General features: G+C 33.9%; 19 protein-coding genes, 1 pseudogene, 1 riboswitch and 2 other annotated features. Of the genes and pseudogenes, 11 read left to right on the plus strand and 9 right to left on the minus strand.

Annotated elements, in window-relative coordinates:
• The first annotated feature begins 14 nt into the window (after positions 1-14).
• Positions 15-539, plus strand: coding sequence for a DinB family protein (locus ACUN26_RS08490; RefSeq protein ID WP_000656264.1), 525 nt, complete (start codon positions 15-17; stop codon positions 537-539).
• 149 nt (positions 540-688) lie between these two features.
• On the opposite strand, the gene ACUN26_RS08495 is transcribed toward ACUN26_RS08490, so the two are convergent.
• From ACUN26_RS08495 to ACUN26_RS08515, 5 genes are all read right to left on the minus strand, one after another.
• On the minus strand, positions 689-1,882 hold the full coding sequence (locus ACUN26_RS08495; RefSeq protein WP_000790785.1) for a S8 family peptidase: 1,194 nt from the start codon (positions 1,880-1,882) through the stop codon (positions 689-691).
• 341 nt (positions 1,883-2,223) lie between these two features.
• Positions 2,224-3,258, minus strand: coding sequence for a DUF3994 domain-containing protein (locus ACUN26_RS08500; RefSeq protein ID WP_000644816.1), 1,035 nt, complete (start codon positions 3,256-3,258; stop codon positions 2,224-2,226).
• A 62-nt stretch (positions 3,259-3,320) separates the two neighbouring features.
• Positions 3,321-3,974 carry a DUF7018 domain-containing (lipo)protein gene (locus ACUN26_RS08505; RefSeq protein ID WP_000644852.1) on the minus strand — a complete coding sequence of 218 codons (654 nt, stop codon included), beginning with the start codon at positions 3,972-3,974 and terminating at the stop codon, positions 3,321-3,323.
• A gap of 537 nt (positions 3,975-4,511) precedes the next feature.
• Positions 4,512-5,879 (minus strand): alanine/glycine:cation symporter family protein, encoded by a 1,368-nt coding sequence (locus ACUN26_RS08510; RefSeq protein WP_000451042.1) that lies wholly within the window; start codon positions 5,877-5,879, stop codon positions 4,512-4,514.
• A gap of 107 nt (positions 5,880-5,986) precedes the next feature.
• Positions 5,987-6,107: riboswitch (glycine riboswitch) on the minus strand.
• 209 nt (positions 6,108-6,316) lie between these two features.
• The gene (locus ACUN26_RS08515) at positions 6,317-6,898 is read right to left on the minus strand and encodes a hypothetical protein (RefSeq protein WP_000721822.1); all 582 of its coding nucleotides are present in this window, start codon (positions 6,896-6,898) and stop codon (positions 6,317-6,319) included.
• Between the two features lie 342 nt (positions 6,899-7,240).
• Between ACUN26_RS08515 and ACUN26_RS08520 the strand changes: the two are divergent.
• The 9 genes and pseudogenes from ACUN26_RS08520 to ACUN26_RS08560 all read left to right on the plus strand — a co-directional run bounded on the left by ACUN26_RS08520 (position 7,241) and on the right by ACUN26_RS08560 (position 17,797).
• Positions 7,241-7,461, plus strand: a pseudogene (locus tag ACUN26_RS08520) (hypothetical protein).
• 212 nt (positions 7,462-7,673) lie between these two features.
• On the plus strand, positions 7,674-8,294 hold the full coding sequence (locus ACUN26_RS08525) for a DUF4937 domain-containing protein (RefSeq protein ID WP_000925134.1): 621 nt from the start codon (positions 7,674-7,676) through the stop codon (positions 8,292-8,294).
• A 185-nt stretch (positions 8,295-8,479) separates the two neighbouring features.
• Positions 8,480-9,187, plus strand: coding sequence for a 23S rRNA pseudouridine(2604) synthase RluF (gene rluF / locus ACUN26_RS08530; protein WP_001222161.1), 708 nt, complete (start codon positions 8,480-8,482; stop codon positions 9,185-9,187).
• Between the two features lie 121 nt (positions 9,188-9,308).
• Positions 9,309-9,532: a binding site (T-box leader), on the plus strand.
• Between the two features lie 35 nt (positions 9,533-9,567).
• Positions 9,568-9,790 (plus strand) — a binding site (T-box leader).
• 44 nt (positions 9,791-9,834) lie between these two features.
• Positions 9,835-11,757 (plus strand): threonine--tRNA ligase, encoded by a 1,923-nt coding sequence (gene thrS / locus ACUN26_RS08535; RefSeq protein ID WP_000663078.1) that lies wholly within the window; start codon positions 9,835-9,837, stop codon positions 11,755-11,757.
• A gap of 249 nt (positions 11,758-12,006) precedes the next feature.
• Complete coding sequence (locus ACUN26_RS08540; RefSeq protein WP_000106414.1) at positions 12,007-12,774, plus strand: ABC transporter ATP-binding protein; 768 nt, start codon at positions 12,007-12,009, stop codon at positions 12,772-12,774.
• Between the two features lie 11 nt (positions 12,775-12,785).
• Positions 12,786-14,669: an FtsX-like permease family protein gene (locus ACUN26_RS08545; RefSeq protein WP_000897867.1), complete on the plus strand. Its 1,884-nt coding sequence runs from the start codon at positions 12,786-12,788 to the stop codon at positions 14,667-14,669.
• A 289-nt stretch (positions 14,670-14,958) separates the two neighbouring features.
• Entirely contained in the window at positions 14,959-15,990 is a 1,032-nt protein-coding gene (locus tag ACUN26_RS08550) for an alpha/beta hydrolase (protein WP_000721401.1), read from the plus strand.
• A 225-nt stretch (positions 15,991-16,215) separates the two neighbouring features.
• Positions 16,216-17,082 carry an ABC transporter permease subunit gene (locus ACUN26_RS08555; protein ID WP_000470649.1) on the plus strand — a complete coding sequence of 289 codons (867 nt, stop codon included), beginning with the start codon at positions 16,216-16,218 and terminating at the stop codon, positions 17,080-17,082.
• Between the two features lies 1 nt (position 17,083).
• Positions 17,084-17,797 (plus strand): ABC transporter permease subunit, encoded by a 714-nt coding sequence (locus ACUN26_RS08560; RefSeq protein WP_000267899.1) that lies wholly within the window; start codon positions 17,084-17,086, stop codon positions 17,795-17,797.
• A gap of 45 nt (positions 17,798-17,842) precedes the next feature.
• Here ACUN26_RS08560 and ACUN26_RS08565 read toward each other — a convergent pair whose 3' ends face one another.
• Positions 17,843-19,543, minus strand: a complete 1,701-nt coding sequence (locus tag ACUN26_RS08565) for a pyruvate oxidase (protein ID WP_000467253.1) — start codon at positions 19,541-19,543, stop codon at positions 17,843-17,845.
• 81 nt (positions 19,544-19,624) lie between these two features.
• Positions 19,625-20,362, minus strand: coding sequence for a ZIP family metal transporter (locus tag ACUN26_RS08570; RefSeq protein ID WP_000440622.1), 738 nt, complete (start codon positions 20,360-20,362; stop codon positions 19,625-19,627).
• 155 nt (positions 20,363-20,517) lie between these two features.
• On the opposite strand from ACUN26_RS08570, the gene ACUN26_RS08575 reads away from it, so the two are divergent.
• Positions 20,518-21,384: an MBL fold metallo-hydrolase gene (locus ACUN26_RS08575; protein WP_001184102.1), complete on the plus strand. Its 867-nt coding sequence runs from the start codon at positions 20,518-20,520 to the stop codon at positions 21,382-21,384.
• A 166-nt stretch (positions 21,385-21,550) separates the two neighbouring features.
• On the opposite strand, the gene ACUN26_RS08580 is transcribed toward ACUN26_RS08575, so the two are convergent.
• Together ACUN26_RS08580 and ACUN26_RS08585 are read right to left on the minus strand one after the other, a co-directional pair.
• A complete protein-coding gene (locus ACUN26_RS08580) occupies positions 21,551-22,492 on the minus strand; it encodes a nucleoside hydrolase (RefSeq protein ID WP_002093760.1) in 942 nt (313 codons plus the stop codon).
• Between the two features lie 33 nt (positions 22,493-22,525).
• Positions 22,526-23,128, minus strand: a complete 603-nt coding sequence (locus ACUN26_RS08585; protein WP_001001042.1) for a DUF2441 domain-containing protein — start codon at positions 23,126-23,128, stop codon at positions 22,526-22,528.
• Positions 23,129-23,153: the final 25 nt, after the last annotated feature.

The following is a 23,153-nucleotide window of genomic DNA, read 5'->3' on the forward strand; positions in this document are numbered from 1 at the left end:
GGAGGTAATATAAATTGAAAGATTATATATTAAAACAGTGTGATTACCATGCTTGGGCTAATACTAGATTATTCAATCGATTAAAAGAGTTACCAAATTATGAGACAATTTTTAATGAGCAGATACAGAGTGTATTCCCATCCATTAAGGATACTTTTGCGCATATTTATATTACAGATCAAGTGTGGTTACACATATTACATGGCAGAAGTATGAGTGAAGCAATACAAGATCGTGAAAAGTTAAAAAAACAAATCGATACAAAATCGCTAAATGAATTAGAAGAAATGTTTTTAAATATAGCTAATCAGTATAAAGAATTTCTAAGTACACAACAAGATGTACATGCTGAATTTGTTATTAAGAATCCATATGCAGGGACACTACATACTTCAATTTTAGAATTAGTGCAACACGTCGTAAATCATGGTACATATCATAGAGGAAATATAACAGCAATGATCCGTCAACTTGGTCATTCATCGACAATGATGGATTTTGTACTGTATTTACATATGATTCAGAAAAAGGGGGAGTAATATAGTTTGTAAGAAGGAGAGACTTTAATTGTAAAAGTCTCTCCTTCTATTTTATCCTGCATGAACTGCCTATAAAGTACCGATTAGTGTGGGAAAATAATCATTTGGGATGTACAAAGCCTCCAATAATTAAAGTTTCACTGTATTTCTTACGAAGCTTTATTTTCTTGTAATTGCTTAGCGTATTGTACAGCCTTATATGCATTGACTCTACCGTTTTTCCAGTACGTACCTGTACCACTAATTTTATCAGAAGTTGACTCAATAATTTGGCGGATTTGTGTATTGCTATATCCTTGATTTGCTAAAAGAGCAGCGACTCCTGCAACATGAGGTGTTGCCATAGATGTACCACTTAATGATTGATACGTGCTCCCTTTATATGTTGAATATATATTTGAACCTGGTGCTGCAACATCTACCCAGCTACCATAAGTAGAAAATGAAGATTTTCTATCTGATTGATCTGTAGAAGCAACTGCAATTACTTCGCTGTAATAAGCAGGGTAATTAGCTTTTGTATTTCCAGCATTTCCAGCAGCTGCAACTATAACAGAGCCTTTATTCCATGCATATTGAACTGCTTGTTGTAATGCAGTACCACCATTTGGAGCTCCTAAACTTAAACTAATTACTTTTGCACCCGAATCAGCAGCTTCTCGAATACCTTGCGCTACAGCATCAAGAGTCCCGCTTCCTTGATTATCTAATACGCGAACAGCGTAAATGGAAGTCTGCGGGGCAACACCAGCAATTCCGACGCTATTATTCGTAAGTGCTCCAGTAATTCCAGCGCAATGTGTACCATGACCATTACCATCATCAGATGTATTGTCGTTATCAACATAATCATGTCCGTAAATTACTTTAGAAGCTAAATCAGGATGTGAGCCTTGAACTCCTGTATCAATGATAGCTACTTTTACACCAGGATCACTTCGTTGGCTATCCCAAGCTTGTGGAGCTTGGATCTTTTGTAATCCATATTGATTTTTAAAATATGGATCGTTTGGATTCCAAAAGGCATGAACGTAATAATTCGGCTGTGCATATTCCACATCTGGATTATTTTTATAACTCTTTATTTTTTCTTTTACAGTACCTTTTGAAAATTGAACGACTTCAAAACCTAACTTATCATCTTTAGATAAGACATTAGCTCCGACAGATTTATGAAAAGATTGCACATTATTTAAAGATGCATTTTGCTTGAACTTAACGATTAATTGGTTAGGAACGTAATCAGTAGATGATGTTTCAGCACTTGAAGTATTCGTGTTAAAGAAGAAACCACCAATAATAAATGACAAAACAGATAGGAAAACAATGAATTTGTTTTTCAAAAGATTTTTCCTCCCTTTTCTTGGATGAGTTTTTCAGCGACACTTTAATGTCGCATTCCTTTTCAACTATATAGTTAGACCATACGATTTATGACATTTATGTGAAAAACTTTTATTGGAATAAAAAGGGGGGAAGATTGATATAAATTTATTTTAAATGATATTGGTTGAGTAAGAGAACGAAAAAAGGAATGCTCATTATGCATGAATCATTCCTTTTTTCATAGATTAATTGTGATTTCCAAATGAAGTTATACCATTTATAAATAGTTGTTACGTTTTATCCATCTTGATAAAAGAAATCTAAGTGGTTAAGAGGGAGTGACTCTATTTCTTGTCTATTAGAAACTTTGTTTCACATATCTTGTTGTGTTATTTGTTTCTGTATTTAATAATTGTAAGGTCTTACCATCGAAATTCTGTACCATATAAGGTATGTCTTTCTTAGAAACAGTGACTTCTTTACCGTTGTCCATTCGCTTCGTTATATGTAATTCAAAAGTCATAGAGTTTTTATCGTAAGACCATGTTCCTTCCGTTATATTGTCCTTGTTTGGGTAAGTTCCTGCTGTATATAACTCAAAAGTATTTCCACCTTTTATGATTAATGTTACTAGGAAACCACTAGAAGTTTCAAGTCCCCAGTCAGCAATTAACTCAGTTCCGTCTGTTACTTTACTCTTAACGTTTGCTTCGTTAACACCTGAATTAGTGTCTATTCCTGTTTTCTCACTAGCAGATATTCCGCCGCCGTTCGCCTTCGTTACTTCGTTTTTCATGTTGTTATATACTTCAATCCAGTATTTGTCGCCTTCTTTAACTAACTTTTCAGCGTTTTCAATTACTTCTTTGTCAGTTTTACCACCAGTATTTTTCTCTGTGTTTTGTGAGAAAATACGTTCTACTCCCTCAAAGGCTTTTCTGTACTTAGCGGTTGCTTTCTCAATATCCTTTTGAGCATCTATATACTTGTTCGGTGGGTCGATTTCTTCAAACTTATCAATTGCTTTAAAGATGTTTTCGACACTAACTAATACGTCTTTTCGTGTCTTATTGCCTTTGCTAGCTTCCCCAACTATATTATTGTACTCTTTGAATAATCTATCAAACTCATTTCCTAAATCAATTAAATACATAGGATAGTCGTCTGCTAATACTCTTACTTTCTTCACATCAGAAGTTGACTGCTTTGAAGTACTAGAGTCAGCTTCTTTAGAAGTCTTAACTTCAGAATCCGTCTTAGCGGTTTTAGACTCTTCTGTCTTAGCGGTTTTAGACTCTTCTGTTTTAGCAGGTTTAGACTCTTCTATTTTTATGCAACCGTTCATTAACAACATAACTGGTATGGTTAATCCTATTAGTTTCTTTGCTTTCATGATTAAATGCCCCTTATCCTTAGTTAATAAATTAGCCGTATCTATTTACCTTGATTTCAGCCTTACTGTGTTTTTCTAGAAATACTATCTGTTGCTTCCTCAAAAAGCTTTGAACCATCTTTAGCTTTCGTTAATGACTGATTCATCTTACTTTCGTTTTGTTCTTCTATTGCATCAAAAAGAAGTGCAAATGCTTCATTATAAAGTTCCATTGATTGTTTTATATTTTCTTGTTCTACTTTTAACTCAGGCGGTGCTTGGAGGTTTCTTAACTTTGTTACATATGCTTTTGCTCCACCTATACTTAATTGTACTTCACTTTTCTTTTGACTATATGACTTAACATCTGAACTTGCTACCTTTTCCATTAATTTCAAAACATCATCAACTTTAGTAGCATTTTCTACTATTTCTGACTTGTATTTCTCAACTTCTGAACCACTTAACTTTGCAGTGGATGAACTAGAGGAAGTAGATGATTTTGAATTGTTAGAAGAAGAACTTGGTTTACTACTTGATGAGTTACTGTTTGCATCTTTACCATTCGCTGCAGATAAGCTATCATCTTTTTTACTATCGGTTGACTTACTCTCTTTCTCCATCTTTTGCGTTTCTTCTTTCTTTGGTTCCGCTTTCTTACTATCAGTTTCAATTGTAATACAACCACTTAATAACATAACTGGTAATGCTAAACTTACTAATTTCTTTGCTTTCATGATTCTTAATACCCCTTTATTTGTAAAATTTAGTGCAAACAAGTTAACATACTTAACTAAGAAGTTTTCTCCGAATAACATCTTAGAATCGTCCATCTATAGATTACCTTTATATTACATAATCTTCAAGAGTTTTCCTTTTGTAATTTTCTGGTTATTAAGTTGTGATTTGTATTGATTTGTATATAATCAACTGGACTTTAAAGTTTTTTGATAATACTGCTTAAAAAAAGAGGGGATTCTTACAGAGATATTTATGTTGAGTTTTGTTCTATTTTAGCATTACTTCACTATAATTTATGTGTGATGCTAATGATTTTTAGAGTAACCAACACTGATCAATTTAAATGAAGTTTACTTAAAAAATAAAAGAATATGCTAAACATATTCTTTTATTTACTTTAATGGAATTTTTTTAATAATATAAAATAAAAAGCCCTACATTTTGACCAATTTCTTTTTCAAAATGTAGGGCTGTATTCTATATAAAATTAATATTTATAGTGAAATTTGAACTGCAGTTATTTTAAACATAGATTAACTTGCCTGTTTTTTATGATTTTCTTTCAATTTTTCTGCTTGTAAAAAGCGATTTGTTTCAGCGACAACGATACCACTTAATCCGATTAATCCGATTAAGTTTGGAATTGCCATAAGTCCATTTGCAATATCAGCAAATGTCCATACGATACCAAGTTTTAAATTGGCACCAATCGCAATCATCACGATAAAGATTGCTTTATAATATCGAACAGCACCTTCTCCAAATAAATAAGCGACACATTTCTCACCGTAATATGACCAGCCTAAAATAGTAGAGTAGGCGAATAAAATTATGGCAATACCAAGGATCATACTACCAGCGGTGCCGAATACAGATTGGAATGCAAGTGTTGTAGCTTCAACACCGGTTTTACCGGATTTCCATGCTCCAGTTGTAATTAATACAAGTCCTGTAATTGTACAGACGATAAATGTATCAAGAAAAGTACCAGTCATAGAAACTAAAGCTTGTTTTGCAGGTGAATCTGTTTTTGCTGCAGCGGCCGCAATAGGAGCACTACCTAAACCAGCTTCGTTCGCAAATACACCGCGCGCCATTCCGATTTGAATAGCTGATGCGACTGTTGCTCCAATAAAACCACCTGCGGCTGCTGTACCTTGAAATGCACCAGAAAAAATAAGTGAAAATGCTTCTGGAATTTGATCAAAGTGATAGAAAATAATAATAAGACCAGCAATTATATAAAAGAAAGCTTTAATAGGAACGATAAATCCCGTTACTTTCCCGATTTTTTTTACACCGCCTAAAATAACAATAGCGATTAAAAATGACATTAATATACCAGTTAAAGCAGGGGGGAAAGAGAAATTAATTCGCATTGCCTCTGCAACTGAGTTAGATTGCACCATATTACCGATCCCGAAAGAAGCAGTTGTACCGAATATAGCGAATAAAACAGCAAGCCATTTCTTACCTAAGCCACGCTCTAAATAATACATTGGTCCACCTGAATATTCACCATTTTCATTACTAACACGGTATTTCACTGCTAGAATTGCTTCGGCATACTTTGTTGCCATTCCGAATAAAGCGGTAATCCACATCCAAAAAATTGCACCAGGACCACCAATTGTAACAGCTGTTGCAACACCGGCGATATTTCCCATACCAATCGTTGCGGCCATAGCTGTCATGAGTGCTTGGAAGTGGCTAATATCTCCAGAAGATGACGTATCTTCTGACTTTTTAAATGCTATTTTGTGAGCGTATAATAGTTTACTAAACTGTAAACCTTTCAAACGCACTGTGAGAATGATACCAGTACCAACGAGTAGCAACAAAGTTGGCAATCCCCACACGTAATGATTCATTTGTTCTAATACTTTACTTACTGTCTCCATCTTTATTCTCCTTTTTTAGAAAAAATAAAAACCACTTCAAGTAAATGAAATGGTCTCTGGAGAAACAAGGAATAGAAAAATAAACCGATACAAATCGGCATTTTCCTTCGCTTGTCTCTGTCCTTTTTACCTGAGAGATTATCCGCTAAAATAGCGGATTTGCTCCTTCGGCGCTCTTTTTCCTCCGCGCTATTAAAAGCGAGAGGGAGTCTCTCCAGAGATTCGTCCCCATGCAGTTCTACTTGTAACCAAGACCTGAGAGTTTCAAAGTTGGTATTACAACTTTTTGCCCCGTCGGTAGATCAATTGACCTTCTCCTGAATGGTTCATCCGAATTATAAAATTAATATACACATTGAATGTAAATCAATAAAAATATTATAGACAGATAAACTGTGAATTGCAATCTTTTTTTTATTTTAAAATAGTAAACAGTTTTATTTTTTAGAAATTCCTAATTTATCTTTAATTTCATTTAAAGTAGATAAAGCGATGACAATATGTTGATCGGCAAGCCCTAAAGCCTGTTTTGTATTTTCAATTATTTCATTGGCCGGAGTAGAATTATTGTATTTATCAATAATTAAATCTGCTGCATTTTTCATGTAATTTGATGCGGATTTAAACTGAGTTGTGAATTGGATTAGTTGTTTTTGTATATGTATATCCGTTATGTTTTCTTCGATTTTTATCGTGTCTATTTCGTTCATAAGTGTTTCATACTGTTTGGAAACAGCACTCATTGTAACTAATAGTTTATTTCTATCCACTGAATCTCCGTTCGTGTTCATCTCTTCCCAGGCAGGCAACCAATCTTTTTCGATAATGTCATTATAATTAGTAGTCAATTCCTTAATTTTAGGTTGTAATTTAGTTTTGAAAGTTTTTGTATCCACTGTTTCTACAGTTTCTTTTTCATTATCAGTTTTATTTTTACCATTAGTTACGTAGAAAATCGTACCGAAAATGATGAAAATAGAAATAACTACTGTCCATTTAGTAAAAAGAATTTTCTTCAATATGTAACGCCTCCAAAATTTAAAAACTTATAATTATAATATATAACAATAATGTTGTTTTAAATAGAGAAAATAAAGTTAGAAGTGATTTGAATTACATCTTTTTTATACGTAACTAATTAAAATTAGTAAAAAGATGAAAGGAATATGTAAGAAAGGGGAATCTTAGTGAAAGTGAATAAAAGAAAACTAGTTTTAAATATTGTAACGGCTATGTTATTAATTGGTGTATCTCGCATTAACGGGCAGTAAGACCCCCACTTCAAAATGCAGCGAAAGCAAAGAAGTTAGGTGGGGGATGAAGAATCCCAAAATGAGTAAAGTTTCACTTTATTTGCACTCATTTATGTAGACAAAGAATCTAAAATTGAAAAATTTCCAGTACCAATGTCAGCAATCCATATTAATGATGATAATGAAGAGGTTTATACATATATAAGTGTAATGCTTATTATAAAGGCAAGTGGATGGGAGCCAGCCTAGTTAGTTTTAAAAAAGTGGAACGAAAGGTAAATGTAAAACATTATCCGAGAGAAATTACGTATTATTTATTTGAGCAATAGATATACAAGGGAGAAAAGATTTCGATGTAATTCCTATAGAGCTACATTTTTTATATTCCGAATTATTTGAAATGAAAACAGATAGATGGTTTGATAGATATAGTGCAAAAAAATGATTATTTGTACAAAAGTAGAAGTTTTTAGTTACCATAGTTTTGTTATGTAAACTAATTGTTGTAAGAGAGAGATTGTATAATAAGGGGGAAGTAGAAATGTTACTAAAAACAATATTTTGCAAAGTGGGAGAAGAGAAAAGGGAGATGTTTTCGGCTGCTCAAGAAAAATGGCGTGATTTACAACATTTAGATGGTTTTCATGGGCAATTTGGTGGATGGAATGAAGATGAGGCATGTGTATATACTTTATGGGAAGATAGAAGTGCATATCAATCATTTATGAACGGTGCTCACGATACAATTTATTTAAATAGTAATCAAAAAGATACGTTTCTTTCATGTGAAATTGAACTATTTCAAACGTTGTATGATATAAATGATAAGCCTTTGCAAAACGTTGTTACAGAAGGATCATTCGTAAGAGTTGCCATATGTGATGTAAAGGGAGAAAAAGAAAATCATTTTTTACATAAGCAAGAAACAATTTGGAATAAAGGAATGGAGAATGCAAAAGGGATGTTAGGTGGAGTAGTTGCGAAGTCTTTAAAAAATGAAACTCGTTACATAGTATTAACTTATTGGGAAGATGAAATGGCGCATCAATATTATGTGGAAGAGGGTTTTCCCATGTTGTATAAACTGGCTAACATTCATGAAGATATAGAAGAGATAAGAAGTAAACAAGCTGTATGTAAGGAAGAATGGCTTGTATATTAAGTGCAGAAAAAGTGTATAAATGAATGTATAATAAAGATAATTTCTTGTAAACAAGAAATTAATAGAAGACGTCATATACCCTTTCATGTTAATATATTTAAGTTAAAATAGGAGGCTTACCCTTTTGTATTGTACGGTAGAAGCAGTGTGAGCTTGAAATTTTTTATGAAAAGGATGTGCCTAACTTGCGTATCAATAAATTTATTAGTGAAGCTGGAAAAGCGTCTCGACGCGGAGCAGATAAATTAATTAATGAGAGAAGAGTAATTATTAACGGTAAGGTTGCAAAAATTGGTGACCAAGTAAATCCAGGTGATGATGTACGAGTGAATGGAGAGCAACTTCGTATTGCTCGAGACCATGTGTATATCGCTTTAAATAAACCAGTAGGTATTACATGTACAAGTGAAAAAGCAGTAAAAGGTAATATTATTGATTTAGTGAATCACCCTTTACGTATTAGTCATATTGGACGTCTCGATAAAGACTCAGACGGTTTAATTTTGTTAACGAATGATGGCGATATCGTTAATGAGATTTTACGTGCTGAAAACAAGCATGAGAAAGAATATATCGTTTCAGTGGATAAGCCAATTACACCTGATTTCTTAGAGAAAATGGCAGCGGGAGTTAAAATTTTAGGTACAAAAACACTTCCTTGTGAGGTTACACAGTTATCAAAATATGAGTTCCAAATTATTTTAACACAAGGGCTGAATCGTCAAATTCGCCGTATGTGTGAAGCTTTAGGTTATCAAGTGTATACGTTAAAACGTACGAGAATTATGAATATAGAATTGAATAATTTACCAGTTGGGCAGTGGAGAGATTTATCGAAGAAAGAGAAAAGACGTCTATTTTCAGATTTAAATTACGAACCACAAGATTGGTAAAATTGTGAAGTGAAACCAAAAAAATTTGGTTTCACTTTTTTAAATTAAATAAATAATTTTTTTAAACACTTGCAAAAATAAAATGAATAAGATATATTAAATAACAATAAATGGATGTTTTATAAAAGCAAAGAAAAGGACACGAGTTATTTTACCCGGTTATACAGAGAAGGAAGGAAAGCTGAGAACTTCCTAACGCAGAAAAATAACTTACCACCTTAGAGCTGCACTGGGGAAATGAAGTATCTAGTGCCGTGTATGCGACGTTATCGCAAAAGAAGCCATTATGTTTTTTGTGATGGGAATCTGGGTGGAACCACGGATATAAGCATATTCGTCCCTATTTTAGGGATGAATATGCTTTTTTGCATTCAATTTCATAATAAGCGAAGAAAAGGACACGAGTTATTTTACCCGGTTATACAGAGAAGGAAGGAAAGCTGAGAACTTCCTAACGCAGAAAAATAACTTACCACCTTAGAGCTGCACTGGGGAAATGAAGTATCTAGTGCCGTGTAAACGACGTTACCGTAAAAGAAGCCATTGTAGGTTTACAATGGGAATCTGGGTGGAACCACGGGTAAAAGCACGCTCGTCCCTATTTTAGGGATGAGTGTGCTTTTTATTATGAAATGGAGAGATGAAAAATGAAAGAACAGATGATTGAAATTAAATTTCCAGATGGTAGTGTTAAAGAATTTGTAAAAGGAATTACTTTAGAAGAAATTGCTGGATCAATTAGTAGTAGCTTGAAAAGGAAAGCAGTCGCGGGGAAAGTAAATGATCAGTTATATGATTTACGCCGAAATATTGAAGAAAATGCGGAAGTAGAAATCATTACTATAGATTCAAATGATGGAGTAGAAATTGCAAGACACTCTGCGGCACATATTTTAGCGCAAGCTGTAAAAAGATTATATGGTGATATAAATCTTGGGGTAGGGCCTGTTATTGAAAATGGATTTTATTATGATATGGATCTTCCAAGTAGTGTAAACGTAGAAGATTTACCAAAAATCGAGAAAGAAATGAGAAATATTATAAAAGAAAATATAAGTATAGAACGAGTTGAGGTTTCTCGAGAAGAAGCAGCAAAACTGTTTCAAGAAATGAACGATCGCTTGAAATTAGAACTTTTAGAAGCAATTCCTAGTGGGGAAAGTGTAACACTATATAAACAAGGTGAATTTGTAGATTTATGTAGGGGGCCACATGTACCATCTACAGGTTATTTGAAAGCATTTCAATTAACTCACGTTTCCGGTGCATATTGGCGAGGTGATAGTAATAACCAAGTGCTTCAGCGTATATATGGTGTTGCATTCTCTTCTCAAAAAGAGTTAGAAGAGTATTTACATTTTGTTGAAGAAGCAGCAAAAAGAAACCACCGTAAGTTAGGTAATGAACTTGAGTTATTTATGTTTTCTGAAGAGGCTCCGGGAATGCCATTTTATTTACCGAAAGGCCAAATTATTCGGAATGAATTAGAAGCATTTTTAAGAGAAATTCAAAAAGAATACAATTATCAAGAAGTACGCACTCCGTTTATGATGAACCAAGAAGTATGGGAGAGATCAGGGCACTGGGGCCATTATAAAGATAATATGTATTTCTCAGAAGTAGACAACAAAAGTTTTGCATTAAAGCCAATGAACTGTCCAGGACACATGCTTATGTTCAAAAATAAATTGCATTCTTATCGTGAATTACCAATTCGCATGTGTGAGTTCGGTCAAGTGCATCGCCATGAATTTAGCGGAGCGTTAAACGGATTATTAAGAGTACGTACTTTCTGCCAAGATGATGCTCATTTATTTGTAACACCAGAACAAATTGAGGATGAAATTAAATCCGTAATGGGGCAAATTGATTACGTATATAAAACTTTTGGATTCGAATATGAAGTGGAGCTGTCTACTCGTCCAGAAGATTCAATGGGTGACGATAAATTGTGGGAGCAAGCAGAAGCCGCATTAGAAAATGTATTACAGTCATTGAATTATAAATATAGACTAAATGAAGGTGACGGCGCATTTTATGGACCGAAGATTGATTTCCATATTAAAGATGCCTTAAATAGAAGTCACCAGTGCGGAACAATTCAGCTTGATTTCCAAATGCCAGAGAAATTCGATTTAAATTATATAGATGTGAAGAATGAAAAGAAAAGACCAGTTGTTATTCACCGAGCAGTTTTAGGTTCGTTAGACCGCTTTTTAGCAATATTAATTGAACACTTTGGAGGCGCGTTCCCGGCATGGGTAGCACCAGTTCAAGTGAAAGTAATTCCAGTTTCAAATGCAGTTCATGTACAATATGCAAATGAGGTTGCAGATAAATTAGCACAAGCTGGAGTTCGTATTGAACGAGATGTGCGAGACGAAAAGTTAGGATATAAAATAAGAGAAGCACAAATGCAAAAAATTCCTTATGTTCTTGTTATTGGGGATAAGGAAATGGAAAACGGATCTGTAAATGTACGTAAATATGGGGAAGAAAAGTCAGAAGTTGTTGCGCTAGATGTATTTGCGGCAAGTATGGAAGAGGAAATAAAGAATAGAAAATATTGATTAAAAAGAAAACACACCATTAGAATTTGGTGTGTTTTCTTGTTTACCTTACAAAAATGTAAGGTAAATGTAAGAGAAATCGAATGAACGAGTTTTAGAAAAGTGAGAATATGAAGGAGGAAAAAGGTTCATGTTACTTGTGCATCTCTTTCTGTTTGAAAAGCTAAAAAATAGTAAGATTTTACATGAGTGAAAAATAAGGATTATATGAAAAAAATAATACTATACAAAAGGGATGGAGTGAAAGAAATGTCAACAAATGTAGTTACTGTAGAAAGTGTAGAAAAAACGTATGGGAAAAGAAATGAGAATCAGTCAAAAGCATTAAGAGGCGTATCATTACATATTAAGGAAGGGGAATTCGTCGGGATCATGGGTCCTTCTGGATCTGGAAAAACGACTTTACTTAATGTGATTAGTACACTGGATCAAGCGACAGGTGGTAGTGTGACGATAGCTGGTACAAATATTACTTCTATGAAGGGGAATGCATTATCAGATTTTCGTTCTCAAAAATTAGGATTCATTTTTCAAGATTTTAACTTACTAGAAAACTTATCAATTTATGAAAATATTGCTTTGCCTCTTTCTTTGCAAGGTGTACCGTCAAGTGAGATTACAGGAAAAGTAAATGAGGTTGCGAAGAAATTAGGAATTACTGAAATTTTAACAAAATATCCGACTGCTGTTTCTGGTGGGCAAAAACAAAGAACAGCGGCAGCACGAGCTTTAGTACATAATCCGGCAATCGTATTAGCAGATGAACCAACAGGAGCACTTGATAGTAAAAATGCAAAAAGTTTATTAGAAGCAATGCAAGATTTACATGAAAATCACAATGTAAGTATTTTGATGGTTACACATGATGCGTTTAGTGCAAGTTACTGTGAGCGTATTTTATTCATTCAAGATGGTCTTCTTTATAAAGAATTAAATCGTCAAGGCACTCGAGAGAATTTCTATCAAGACATTTTAGGTGTGCTCGCTCATATGGGCTCAGCTGCTGAGTCTAAGTAGGGGGCGAAACAATGTTATTTAAATTATCACGTCATAGTATGAAAAAGATGTTAAAAGATTATATGGTTTTACTGATTGGTCTCGTTATTAGTATTAGTATTTTCTATATGTTCCAAACGATGGCGATGAACAGTGAATTTACAAAAGATAATAGTCTCATTAGTAGTATTAGACTCGTCTTCTGGGTAGGTGCAATATTACTTTCTTTCATAACTGTATTTTATATTATATATGCCAATTCTTTTTTACTTACATTAAGAAGAAAAGAACTTGGTATGTATATGATGCTTGGAGCGAAAAAGAAAAAAGTAGCACAGTTATTATTTATTGAAACATTCGGTATGGGTATTGTCAGTATTATTATCGGTATTTTAGTAGGAATGTTACTTGCAAGTGTAGCAGGAAATTTTTTAATGAATGGCATGGAAATTTCAGCAAAAGGTAGTTACGCATCTGTATACACACCAGCTATTTTAGTTACATCTATTTTCTTCTTAATACTATTTTTCATTACGGGTATAATGAATAGCATTCGATTGTTACGTAAAACAGAACTAGAGTTAATTCGTGAAGATGAAACACTAGATGAAGTAAAGAAAAGTAAAACTCGCATTATTATAATGACAGTACTGGGTGTATTACTAGTAAGTACAGGGTATTATTTTATGGTAAATATAAGAACATATGCTGAACTTGGTTTTATAATAGCGACGATTGTTACAACACTTGGAACGTACTTTATTTTTAGTTCATTGCTCCCATTTTTTGTGATGAAAATTAAGGGAAATAAAAAACGAAATGAAATGGGCTTAAATAGTTTTACATATGCACAGTTACGCTTTCGAGTAAATAGTTTATCGAGAGTATTAGGAACTGTAGCGATGTTAATTGCATTAGGTGCAGGGGCAATGACAGCAGGTATGGCATTTCAAAAAAATGTAGGCATTATGACAGATTTCTCACGTGTATATGATGTCGTAATTCATGATCCAAATGATCAAGATACAGCAGCATTAAAGGAAATGGAAATAGTTGAAGAAAGCAAGTATAAGTATAAAGTAGATGGAGAAGCGGTGTATTACTTACGTGACGATTTAACTGAGAAACCGCCACTTATTTCCGACCGCTTTAATATGGAAACTTTAAAAGAGCCTGCGCGTAAACGGGTGGCTGAACCTTTAACTGAACCTGTATATTCTGCTTTGGAAGCTCCCGAAGCAGTGAATAAACTTCCTCGTATGCCAAAAGATTGGGAAGATGCGGTTGTAAGAGAAATACAAATTACACATAATCAATTTAACGGAAAGCCTGTAAGAATTGCTGATGAAGAGCATTATAAAGGAATTCAAGGAACAGAACATACTGTAACATTAGCAAAAGTAGATGATATGAAAAAATATAAACCATTATTGATCGAAATAGACAAGAGACAAAAAGAACAAATTGAAAAAACAACAGGTGCAAAAGTAGACTTATTTACGAAAATGACAATTTATCAGTTTATGAACAGTTTCATGAGTGGGACAATGTTTATGGGGTTTTTCCTCGGAATTGCCTTTCTAGCAATGATGGCAAGTTCGCTTATGTTCAAAATATTAACGGGTGCTTCTCGTGATGTACGACGTTATGAAATGTTACGAAAAATAGGTGTTAGACGTAGTATGCTGACAAAAAGTATTTATAAAGAAATTTCATATTTATTTATCTTCCCAGCAATCATTGGAATTTCCCACGTTTTAGTAGGGCTTAACTTATTCAGTTTTATTTTAGTTGACCCGTTTGTAAAAGTGTGGGTGCCAATAGGGATTTTCTTAGTCATTTATTTCATCTATTACTGGATAACTGTTCAACTTTATAAAGGGATGGTAATGCCGAAAGAAGAAGTAGCGAAATAGTTTATGAAAAAAGTCCTTGTTTTGAAAACAAGGGCTTTTTTCTATGTTTGTGATACATAAATACGGTATGCAAGACGTTATTAAGTCTTCATAATAATAAAATATTGAAAATTAAGAAAATATTAAGAGTTTATATAGCGGAAAGTTAAGATGTGTATGGGACATTAGTAATGTACAAAAACATTGAGATGAAATTGGAAAGTGTACTGGTTTAGTACTTTTATTTTCTTGAGGTAGTTTTGCAGAAATAAATTGATATTTTATAAATTTAACAGAAAGGAAGCGTATTATGAAAAAGATAAAAAAATCAATAAAACTTATTGGAGTCATTACTATACTATTACTAACCATAGCACTAATATTTCCTACATGGACTTCGCAAATAAAGAGTAATAACAGTATAAGTACATTAGAACAAGTAGAGATAAATGGAAGTGGTCATGAGATTATGATACGTGGCAAAGATAAGAGGAATCCAGTAATTATCTTTGTTCATGGTGGACCAGGTTCTTCGGAAATACCATATGCTCAAAAATATCAATACTTATTGGAAGAGAAATTCACAGTTGTTAATTATGATCAAAGGGCAAGCGGGAAATCGTATCATTTTTTTGAAGACTATTCGAAATTATCATCAGACCTACTTGTAGAAGATTTATTAGCTATGACAGATTATGTTTCAAAACGTCTCGGTAAAGAAAAAGTAATATTGATTGGGCATTCTTACGGTACATATATTGGAATGCAAGCTGCCTATAAAGCTCCTGAAAAATATGAAGCGTATGTTGGTATAGGGCAGATGAGTGACACAGTAGAAAGTGAGATGGATAGTTTAAAATACGTTATTGAACAGGCGCAAAATGGGGGAAATGCGGAGGAGGTTTCATATTTAAAAGAGTTAACCGAAAAAATTAAAAACGGCGATACATACACTCCGAGAGATTATGTTACAAAATATGGTGGAACATCAAGACTCATTGAAAATCCAGATGGTGATAACATTCAGATGTTACTTAGTAATGAATATAACTTGTTAGACGTAATTCGTTATAACGTTGGATTATCACATTCCCAAACGGTCTTATTAGAAAAAGATTTAAAGAATCCATTACCTACTAAAGTAACTAAGCTAAAGCTACCATTTTATCTTCTTATGGGTAAATATGACTATAATACTTCATTTCATGCAGCTAAAAAATATTTTGATTTGATTGAAGCGGATCAAAAGGAATTTATAGCTTTTGAAAACTCAGCACATTACCCTCAATTTGAAGAAAAGGAAAAGTTTTATGAGTGGATGTGTGATACATTCGTAAAATAGAATTAAATACAAAAAGCACTTAGTTTAAAAATAAGTGCTTTTTTATAGTATGGAATTGATTAGGAAGGAAAATATTGGATAATGATCGAAAGATATAATACAACTTCCAAAAAATGACGGGAATTGCTATGTTTTTTAGAAAGAGGAGTTAATTTGTTAAAAGGTATAGGTACTATACATGGATTTTATTTCTGAATATTCATTTAAATAGAAAGGATAATAGTTATGTTCATTCGAATTGGTAAGTGGTGTGGAGTTACATGTTTACAATTATTTGCGGCACTTATTTGTATCCTTTTTTTAGGGGCACTTCCGCGTTTATTTAAAGGACTGCAAATTGATTTAATCGGTTTTTGGGACACAGTTCTGTTTCTCGGGGAGAAGTTACTAAAACCGGGTGAAATTACGTATGGATTTCGGAACTCAAGAAAGTTATTTCCACAAATATGGATTCATTATGTAGAGACAATGTTTGTATTTATTTCGGCATTTATACTTTCTTTACTCATTGCGTATGTTATCGTTGTGTGGGTATTGCAGCGCTCTCAATCAAAGCAACGTATATGGAATGGAGTTTTCGTCGCACTTGAAAGTATCCCGGACATTTTATTAATTTTATTATCTCAACTTCTAGTAGTAATTATCTTTCAAAAAACAGGATTTATGCCAGTGAAACATGCGGGATTTGGTGAGGATAGAGCTCGTATGTTACCAATAATATGTCTTGCTATACCTACAACGTTATTATTTATGAAGCTACTATTATTACGTTTTAGAGAAGAATTAGAGAAAGATTATAGCATATTTGCAAAGAGTAAAGGACTGAGTTTAAGACATGTTTTGACGCACCATATTTCAAGAAATGTCTTGTTAACAACAGTCTATTATGCAAAAACAAATATTTTATTTATGTTATCAAATTTATATATTATTGAATGGCTATTTAATACGTACGGCATGTTTGTTTTTTTAAAAGAAAATTCCAAATTAGAAATATTTACAGTGAGTTTAGTTATATTATACGTACCGCTTTTTATACTATTTCGTTTATTACATACGCTTTTAAAAAATGTTATAAAGGAGCGTGTGTAACATGTGGCAAGTTGTAAAAAGAGATGTGAGATTTTGGCTAGGTGTTACTTTTTTGAGTGTATTAATGATTGTTAGTATTGGAAATACGGTGTTTTTTGACGGAAATATTCGTGAATTAACAATGATGTATAACGAAAAAGGAGAATTAGAGGCTGCTCCGTTTCACTTACGGGTTACGTTTCAAATTATAGTTCTTGCGTGCCTTGCTGTACCAACTGTTATGTTGTATACGGCGCAAGAAGTAAAGCGTATTAAGAATGAAGAATTTATGTTGGCTGCTACTGTGCTCGGAGGGAGTAAGTGGCAGCGGTTGAAACGCCATGTATGGCCACATATGTTACCATCATTTCTTTTATTAGTAGCCCAGCAATTTGTAAGCACCCTATTACTTCTCTTACATCTTGGTTTGTTAGAACTGTTTTTCGGCGGAACAATAATCTTTGGTATAGAGGCGGATAGTGTAACAAAAGAATGGACAGGATTAATTGGTCAAAACTTCCGTCATTTAACTACTCATACTTGGATCGTGGTCATACCAATTCTTTTTTATAGTATGACAATCTTATCTGGAAATTTGATTAGTAATAGTATGCAAGATGCAATTAAATTAGGAAATGTGAGAAGGCCAAAGGGGGAAAAGAAAAAAGGGAAAGTAGAGAAACAAATACAACCAACTATGAATGATTTTTCATTCTATAGAGAGGTACAAAAATAAAAAAAGATAGCTGAAGACAAATCGTTTTCAGCTATCTTTTTTCGTTTAAAGTGGAGGTAAATCAATTTTACCTTCTTCAAATAATTCTTTTATCATATGTTTCGTATAACCAGCTGCTTGACCAAATGTGATTTTTGCTGGCATTGGTGCTTCGTTTACATCTACAACTACATCAATAATACACGGCCTGTTTTGTTTTACTGCACTTTCGAAAGCAGGTAGTAGTTCATCTAATTTCTCAATACGGTAGCCAATACCGCCGCACGCCTCTGCATATTTTGCGAAATCTGGATTCGTTAAATCGGTGCCGAATTCGATATTACCCATAACTTCTTGTTCGAATTTAATCATGGCAATTTTATTATTGTTCAATACGACGACAACGATTGGTAGTTTATATTTTACAGCTGTTACAAAATCGTTCATAGTCATTCCAAATCCGCCGTCACCACAAACTGCAAATACTTGTTTATTCGGGAACGCAATTTTTCCAGCAAGTGCACCAGGTAAACCGCAGCCAAGTGTTGCGAGCCAGCTTGAAATGATAAATTGCTGGTTCGTCATACGGAAGTGCCTTGCTGTCCAGACCGTTACATTTCCGACATCAACTGAAAGAATGGCGTCATCTTCTGCTACTTGCTGCAATGCATGCATAACGCGTTGTGGTTTAATTGGAGTAGAGGAATCTTCTTCCTGACCGTGTAATTTTTCTTCCCACTTTTTCATCATTTCTTGATGATCCTCTAAGAAGGAATGGTCCTCGTGTTTTTCTACATTTTCAATTAACCATTTTAATGTTTTATCAGCATCACCGGCTAAGCCGATATCTGTCACATAACGCTTCCCGATTTGGGCAGGATCTGTATCGATATGAATTGTTTTTGCCTTTTCAGGTAAGAAACCAGTGAACGGATAAGAAGTACCCACCATAATTAAAGTATCCGCGTGTTTCATTGCTTCATAAGATGGTTTCGTTCCAATTAATCCTAATCCACCGATGCAAAGTGGGTGTTCATCAGGAACAATTCCTTTAGCTGGCAATGTAAGTACGATTGGAGCGCCGATATGTTCTGCGAATGCAAGTAAAGATTCTCTTGCATGTTTTGCGCCTTTACCTGCTAAAATAACAGGTTTTGTCGCTTCATTTATTGCGAGTTTCGCTGCATCTAAATCTTCTTTTTGCGGAAATAGCTCAGGCAATGTAAAAGAAGTGTTTGTAACACGAGCCCCATTTTTTACTTCGAATTTCGGAACGTCATCCGGAATAGTGAGAACAGATACACCTTTTTTCGTATAGGCCATACGAATCGCTTGATTCACTACAGCAGGTAGTTGCTCCGCTGACATAATGCGCTGGTTATACACTGCAACATCATCAAACAATCTTTCTAAGTTTACTTCTTGGAAAAAATCCGTTCCGAGTAAATCGGTTTCTACCTGTCCTGAAATTGCTAGCACAGGAGCCTTATCGAGTTTCGCATCATATAAACCGTTTAATAAATGAATAGCTCCAGGTCCTGCGATTGCCATACAAACACCGAGTTTCCCTGTTAATTTCGCATAAGCGGCCGCTGCTAATGCGCCAGCTTCTTCGTGGCGAACTTGAATGAATTTAATTTTATCTTGTTTTTTTCTTAAAGCTTCAATTATAGAATTAATAGAATCTCCAGGCATACCGTATATATGTTCTACTCCCCATTCAATTAATAAATCAACTAATGCTTCACCAGCTGTTTTCCCAAACATAATTGTTCCTCCTCATAATAGGTAGATAACATTATGTTTTGAAGAAAAAGGAAAAATATACAAATAATAAATTTTTTAGCTTTAATGATGAACAGCGAATAAAGTAAACACTGTTATTAGTAAAAAACCACTAGTTGCCCACATGAGAAATATAAGGAAAGAGAGCTGTTTCTTAGCTTTCCAAAGCATTTCATGAATTGTGACATAACCAAGTGAACCGATAGCGCTTCCCATAATGAGACCTTGTAAATGAAGAGCTTTTCCTTCCATTAAAATGCCAAACACCGTACCGGTACCGAGAATAAGAGAAAGTAATAAAGTTGTTAATAGAAATGAAATATATTTATGTTTTGTAAAAAGAAAGGGGATAATTAAAGCTAATCCTTCTGGAATATGGTGAACGACGATTGCTATTAAAAAGGGGATGGCTGAGTCAGCATGATTAATAAAAGCTGTGCCTAACGCAAATCCACTCGGTATATTATGAATAAATATAGCGAAAGAGAGAAACAGGAATGTTTGCCATGCTTGTTGATCCTTTTTATGTATCATTGGATGGTGACAATAGTTATCTAATAAGCTCATAACTAAAATACCGATAGCTATACCAAGTATAGGACCAATCATTTCATAGCTTGAAAATGTTTCAGGAATAATTTCAAGGGATAAAAGGCCAAGCAAAATACCACCACATAATGCATATAAACGATGCATCTTTTCTTCAATTAGTTGACGTGTTGCAACTCCAACAGCACCTCCTAATAGTAATCCACCGAACGAAAAAAATGTTACAATCATTGGAATCCATAAACGCTCCATAATATCACACTCCGATTGTAGTCCCTTATTTTTAACTTACGAAAAGTTAAGTTGGATTAGTCCAAGTAATTGTGTTTGAGTATAGAGAAAAAACTAGCAATTCGTTATAATTTATATATTAAATTTAAGTGGGAATATGAAAAGGGGAATTGATTATGCAGCAAATTAAAAAAATAGGAAACTCATTTTGGTATATGACACCTGTTTCTGAAACAGATAGACCTATATTAGGAATGGTCGTTGGAAAAGAAAAAACTTTAATGATTGATGCAGGGAATTCAGAAGAACATGCACAATTGTTTTTAGAAATGCTAAAAGAACAGAATGTATCGAGTCCTGATTTCGTAGCACTAACGCATTGGCACTGGGATCATATTTTTGGATTACCTGTACTACAAGAGGCATTGTCTATTGCACATTCTGAAACGAAAAAAGAGATGAGTACACTTGTTTCTTATGAATGGACAGATGAAGCGTTGGACACACGTGTAAAAGAGGGTACTGAAATTGAATTTTGTGCGGAGTGTATCAAAAAAGAGTTTAATGAAAAAGCGAGAAATATTAAAATTATTCCTCCAACTTTAACATTCCAGAATCAACTTGAATTAGATCTTGGTGAAGTGACATGTGTGCTAAAGCATGTGGGCGGAGATCATTCACATGACTCTGTTGTTATGTATATAAAAGAAGAAAAGATATTGTTTTTAGGAGACTGTATATATGCAGATATTTTTTCTTCGAAGTGGAACTATACGACGAAACGAACGGTTACATTAATAGATGAATTAGAAAAATTTGATGCTGAGACATATATTCTTTCTCATGGGACAGCTATAAATCGGGAGGAGTTTTTAAAAGAAATACAATTGCTAAAAACAGTAGGAACATACACAGAAGCTCATAAAGGCGATGAAGAGAAGATAAAGGCAGCGTATAAACAAGAGCTAGATAGAGAATTAAATGAAGATGAGTTAGAAACAATAACGTATTTTGTAAATGGTTATGAAATGGTTAGCCAGTAAAACGCAACTCTAATCAAATAGCCTTAAACTGTACAAAAAGAGTATTGAAGTTTACTTCAATACTCTTTTTAATAAGTAAATATTAAGCCGCAACCAATTTGAGTTTTTTTGCAGGCTTATCATCTGAAGTTATACGACTTTATTTATTTTTCGTATAGATAGAATTTCAAGTGGAAGCTTTCTTTGCTAAGTCAGTTATATAGTTGAAAAAAACATTGTGGTTTACATTATAAACGACATTTACAGGTCGCCCATCATCAGTTTCCACTGTACGCCCTTGGCTAGGTCCGTATGTATGAACAATACTTTTAATCGTTTGTACCTTTGCAAGGTCAGCTTTCCCAACAAACGCAGCGGTTAATACATCCCACAAATAGTAAGTAGAGTTCGTTGAAAAGTGAACGAGAGGAGGAACCATCGCATAGCATTGACCAAGGAAATCAACACCAATATATTTACGCTCTTTTGCCCACTGTTCACGGATGTCTATTGTTAACGGAACTTGATTTGTACTTTCTAGTGTTACTAAGTCGATTTCAATCTTCGCCTCCCATACACGATCTACTGCTTCAGGGTCCCAAAACGAATTCCACTCAGCCGTTCCATCGTGTTCCGGCTCATGTACATTGCCTGCGGTCCGAAATGTACCGCCCATCCAAACGAGACGTTCAATTTTATCTTCGATTATAGGAGCCTCATATAATGCACGGGCTAGGTCAGTTAGCGGCCCTGTAAATAATAAAGTTGTTTTTCCTTCCGTTTGTAGAAGAGTTTCTATTAAATGATGATGCGCAGGTTTGGCTGCTGCAGGTGTTGCAACTTTTCCATACTCATTTAAAATGGGTAAAGCATCTACATAAAATGCATGCATTCGCCAGTCTTTCGGAAATGGATTTTTTCCACGAGAGTTTGACGCTGCTACTTCGATATTACCTTTGCCGAAGCGATCAATAATTTTACGACTTGCAGACATTGCGGGTTCTAAATAACAATCTGCAGGGATAACTGAAACACCTGTAAGTTCGACATTACCCATCTGGAGTAATAAAAATAGTGAAATTAGATCATCTACACCACCATCATGATTGAAGTACACCTTTTTCATCATTGTAATCTCCATTCTCTAATATTTAGCCAAGAATTAAATTTTAATTTTGGAAAAATCATCGATAATTTCCACCACCTGAATTTTCCCATTAATCAGTAGTTCAGGTAATTCGCTTTTGCTATTTCCTTTCCAATAGTCTCTAGCCTGTTCAATTTTTCTGGAGAAAGAAATACCATCTTCTTTTGGTAAAAGATTTCCGTCGCTTTCAAAAGAATTTCCACTCACTAGTAGCTTAACAATCTGTAAAACATCTCGGTTGTAAGAATCAAATAACGCTTTCCATTTCAAAGCATCTTCATAGCTTTTAGAAGCATATAAGCAAGATAACCTTGAAGGGTATTCAGGATATTCTTGAAGCCTAACCATTTCGACAATCGTTTCCCTAACGGCTCTAATTGTTTGATCCGTATATTTCATAACTACTTGAGCGTTTTCATTATTTATATGTAGTTCGTTATTTATATAATTGCTTTTTAAAATTTGAATAGAATCTTCGCCAGTAGCATTTAAGTGTTCTCTTTCAAAAAAGAAGTGATATAAAGTGTTAGTTTGATTATTATCAAAATGAATGATTTGTCCGATATTCATTTTTTTCTTTGTAACGATGTGATATGCGTAAAATTCTGCTTCATTCATAGTTATCCTCCTAGTAGTAATATAT

Source organism: Bacillus sp. WC2503, assembly GCF_052682895.1.

Coding starts and splice junctions, on each gene's coding strand:
- ACUN26_RS08575 (WP_001184102.1), top strand. CDS start 20,518: ATGCAGCAAATTAAAAAAATAGGAAACTCATTTTGGTATATGACACCT.
- ACUN26_RS08505 (WP_000644852.1), bottom strand. CDS start 3,974: ATGAAAGCAAAGAAATTAGTAAGTTTAGCATTACCAGTTATGTTATTA.
- ACUN26_RS08585 (WP_001001042.1), bottom strand. CDS start 23,128: ATGAATGAAGCAGAATTTTACGCATATCACATCGTTACAAAGAAAAAA.
- ACUN26_RS08545 (WP_000897867.1), top strand. CDS start 12,786: ATGTTATTTAAATTATCACGTCATAGTATGAAAAAGATGTTAAAAGAT.
- ACUN26_RS08510 (WP_000451042.1), bottom strand. CDS start 5,879: ATGGAGACAGTAAGTAAAGTATTAGAACAAATGAATCATTACGTGTGG.
- ACUN26_RS08500 (WP_000644816.1), bottom strand. CDS start 3,258: ATGAAAGCAAAGAAACTAATAGGATTAACCATACCAGTTATGTTGTTA.
- ACUN26_RS08570 (WP_000440622.1), bottom strand. CDS start 20,362: ATGGAGCGTTTATGGATTCCAATGATTGTAACATTTTTTTCGTTCGGT.
- ACUN26_RS08580 (WP_002093760.1), bottom strand. CDS start 22,492: ATGATGAAAAAGGTGTACTTCAATCATGATGGTGGTGTAGATGATCTA.
- thrS (WP_000663078.1), top strand. CDS start 9,835: ATGAAAGAACAGATGATTGAAATTAAATTTCCAGATGGTAGTGTTAAA.
- ACUN26_RS08525 (WP_000925134.1), top strand. CDS start 7,674: ATGTTACTAAAAACAATATTTTGCAAAGTGGGAGAAGAGAAAAGGGAG.
- ACUN26_RS08540 (WP_000106414.1), top strand. CDS start 12,007: ATGTCAACAAATGTAGTTACTGTAGAAAGTGTAGAAAAAACGTATGGG.
- ACUN26_RS08565 (WP_000467253.1), bottom strand. CDS start 19,543: ATGTTTGGGAAAACAGCTGGTGAAGCATTAGTTGATTTATTAATTGAA.
- ACUN26_RS08560 (WP_000267899.1), top strand. CDS start 17,084: ATGTGGCAAGTTGTAAAAAGAGATGTGAGATTTTGGCTAGGTGTTACT.
- ACUN26_RS08555 (WP_000470649.1), top strand. CDS start 16,216: ATGTTCATTCGAATTGGTAAGTGGTGTGGAGTTACATGTTTACAATTA.
- ACUN26_RS08550 (WP_000721401.1), top strand. CDS start 14,959: ATGAAAAAGATAAAAAAATCAATAAAACTTATTGGAGTCATTACTATA.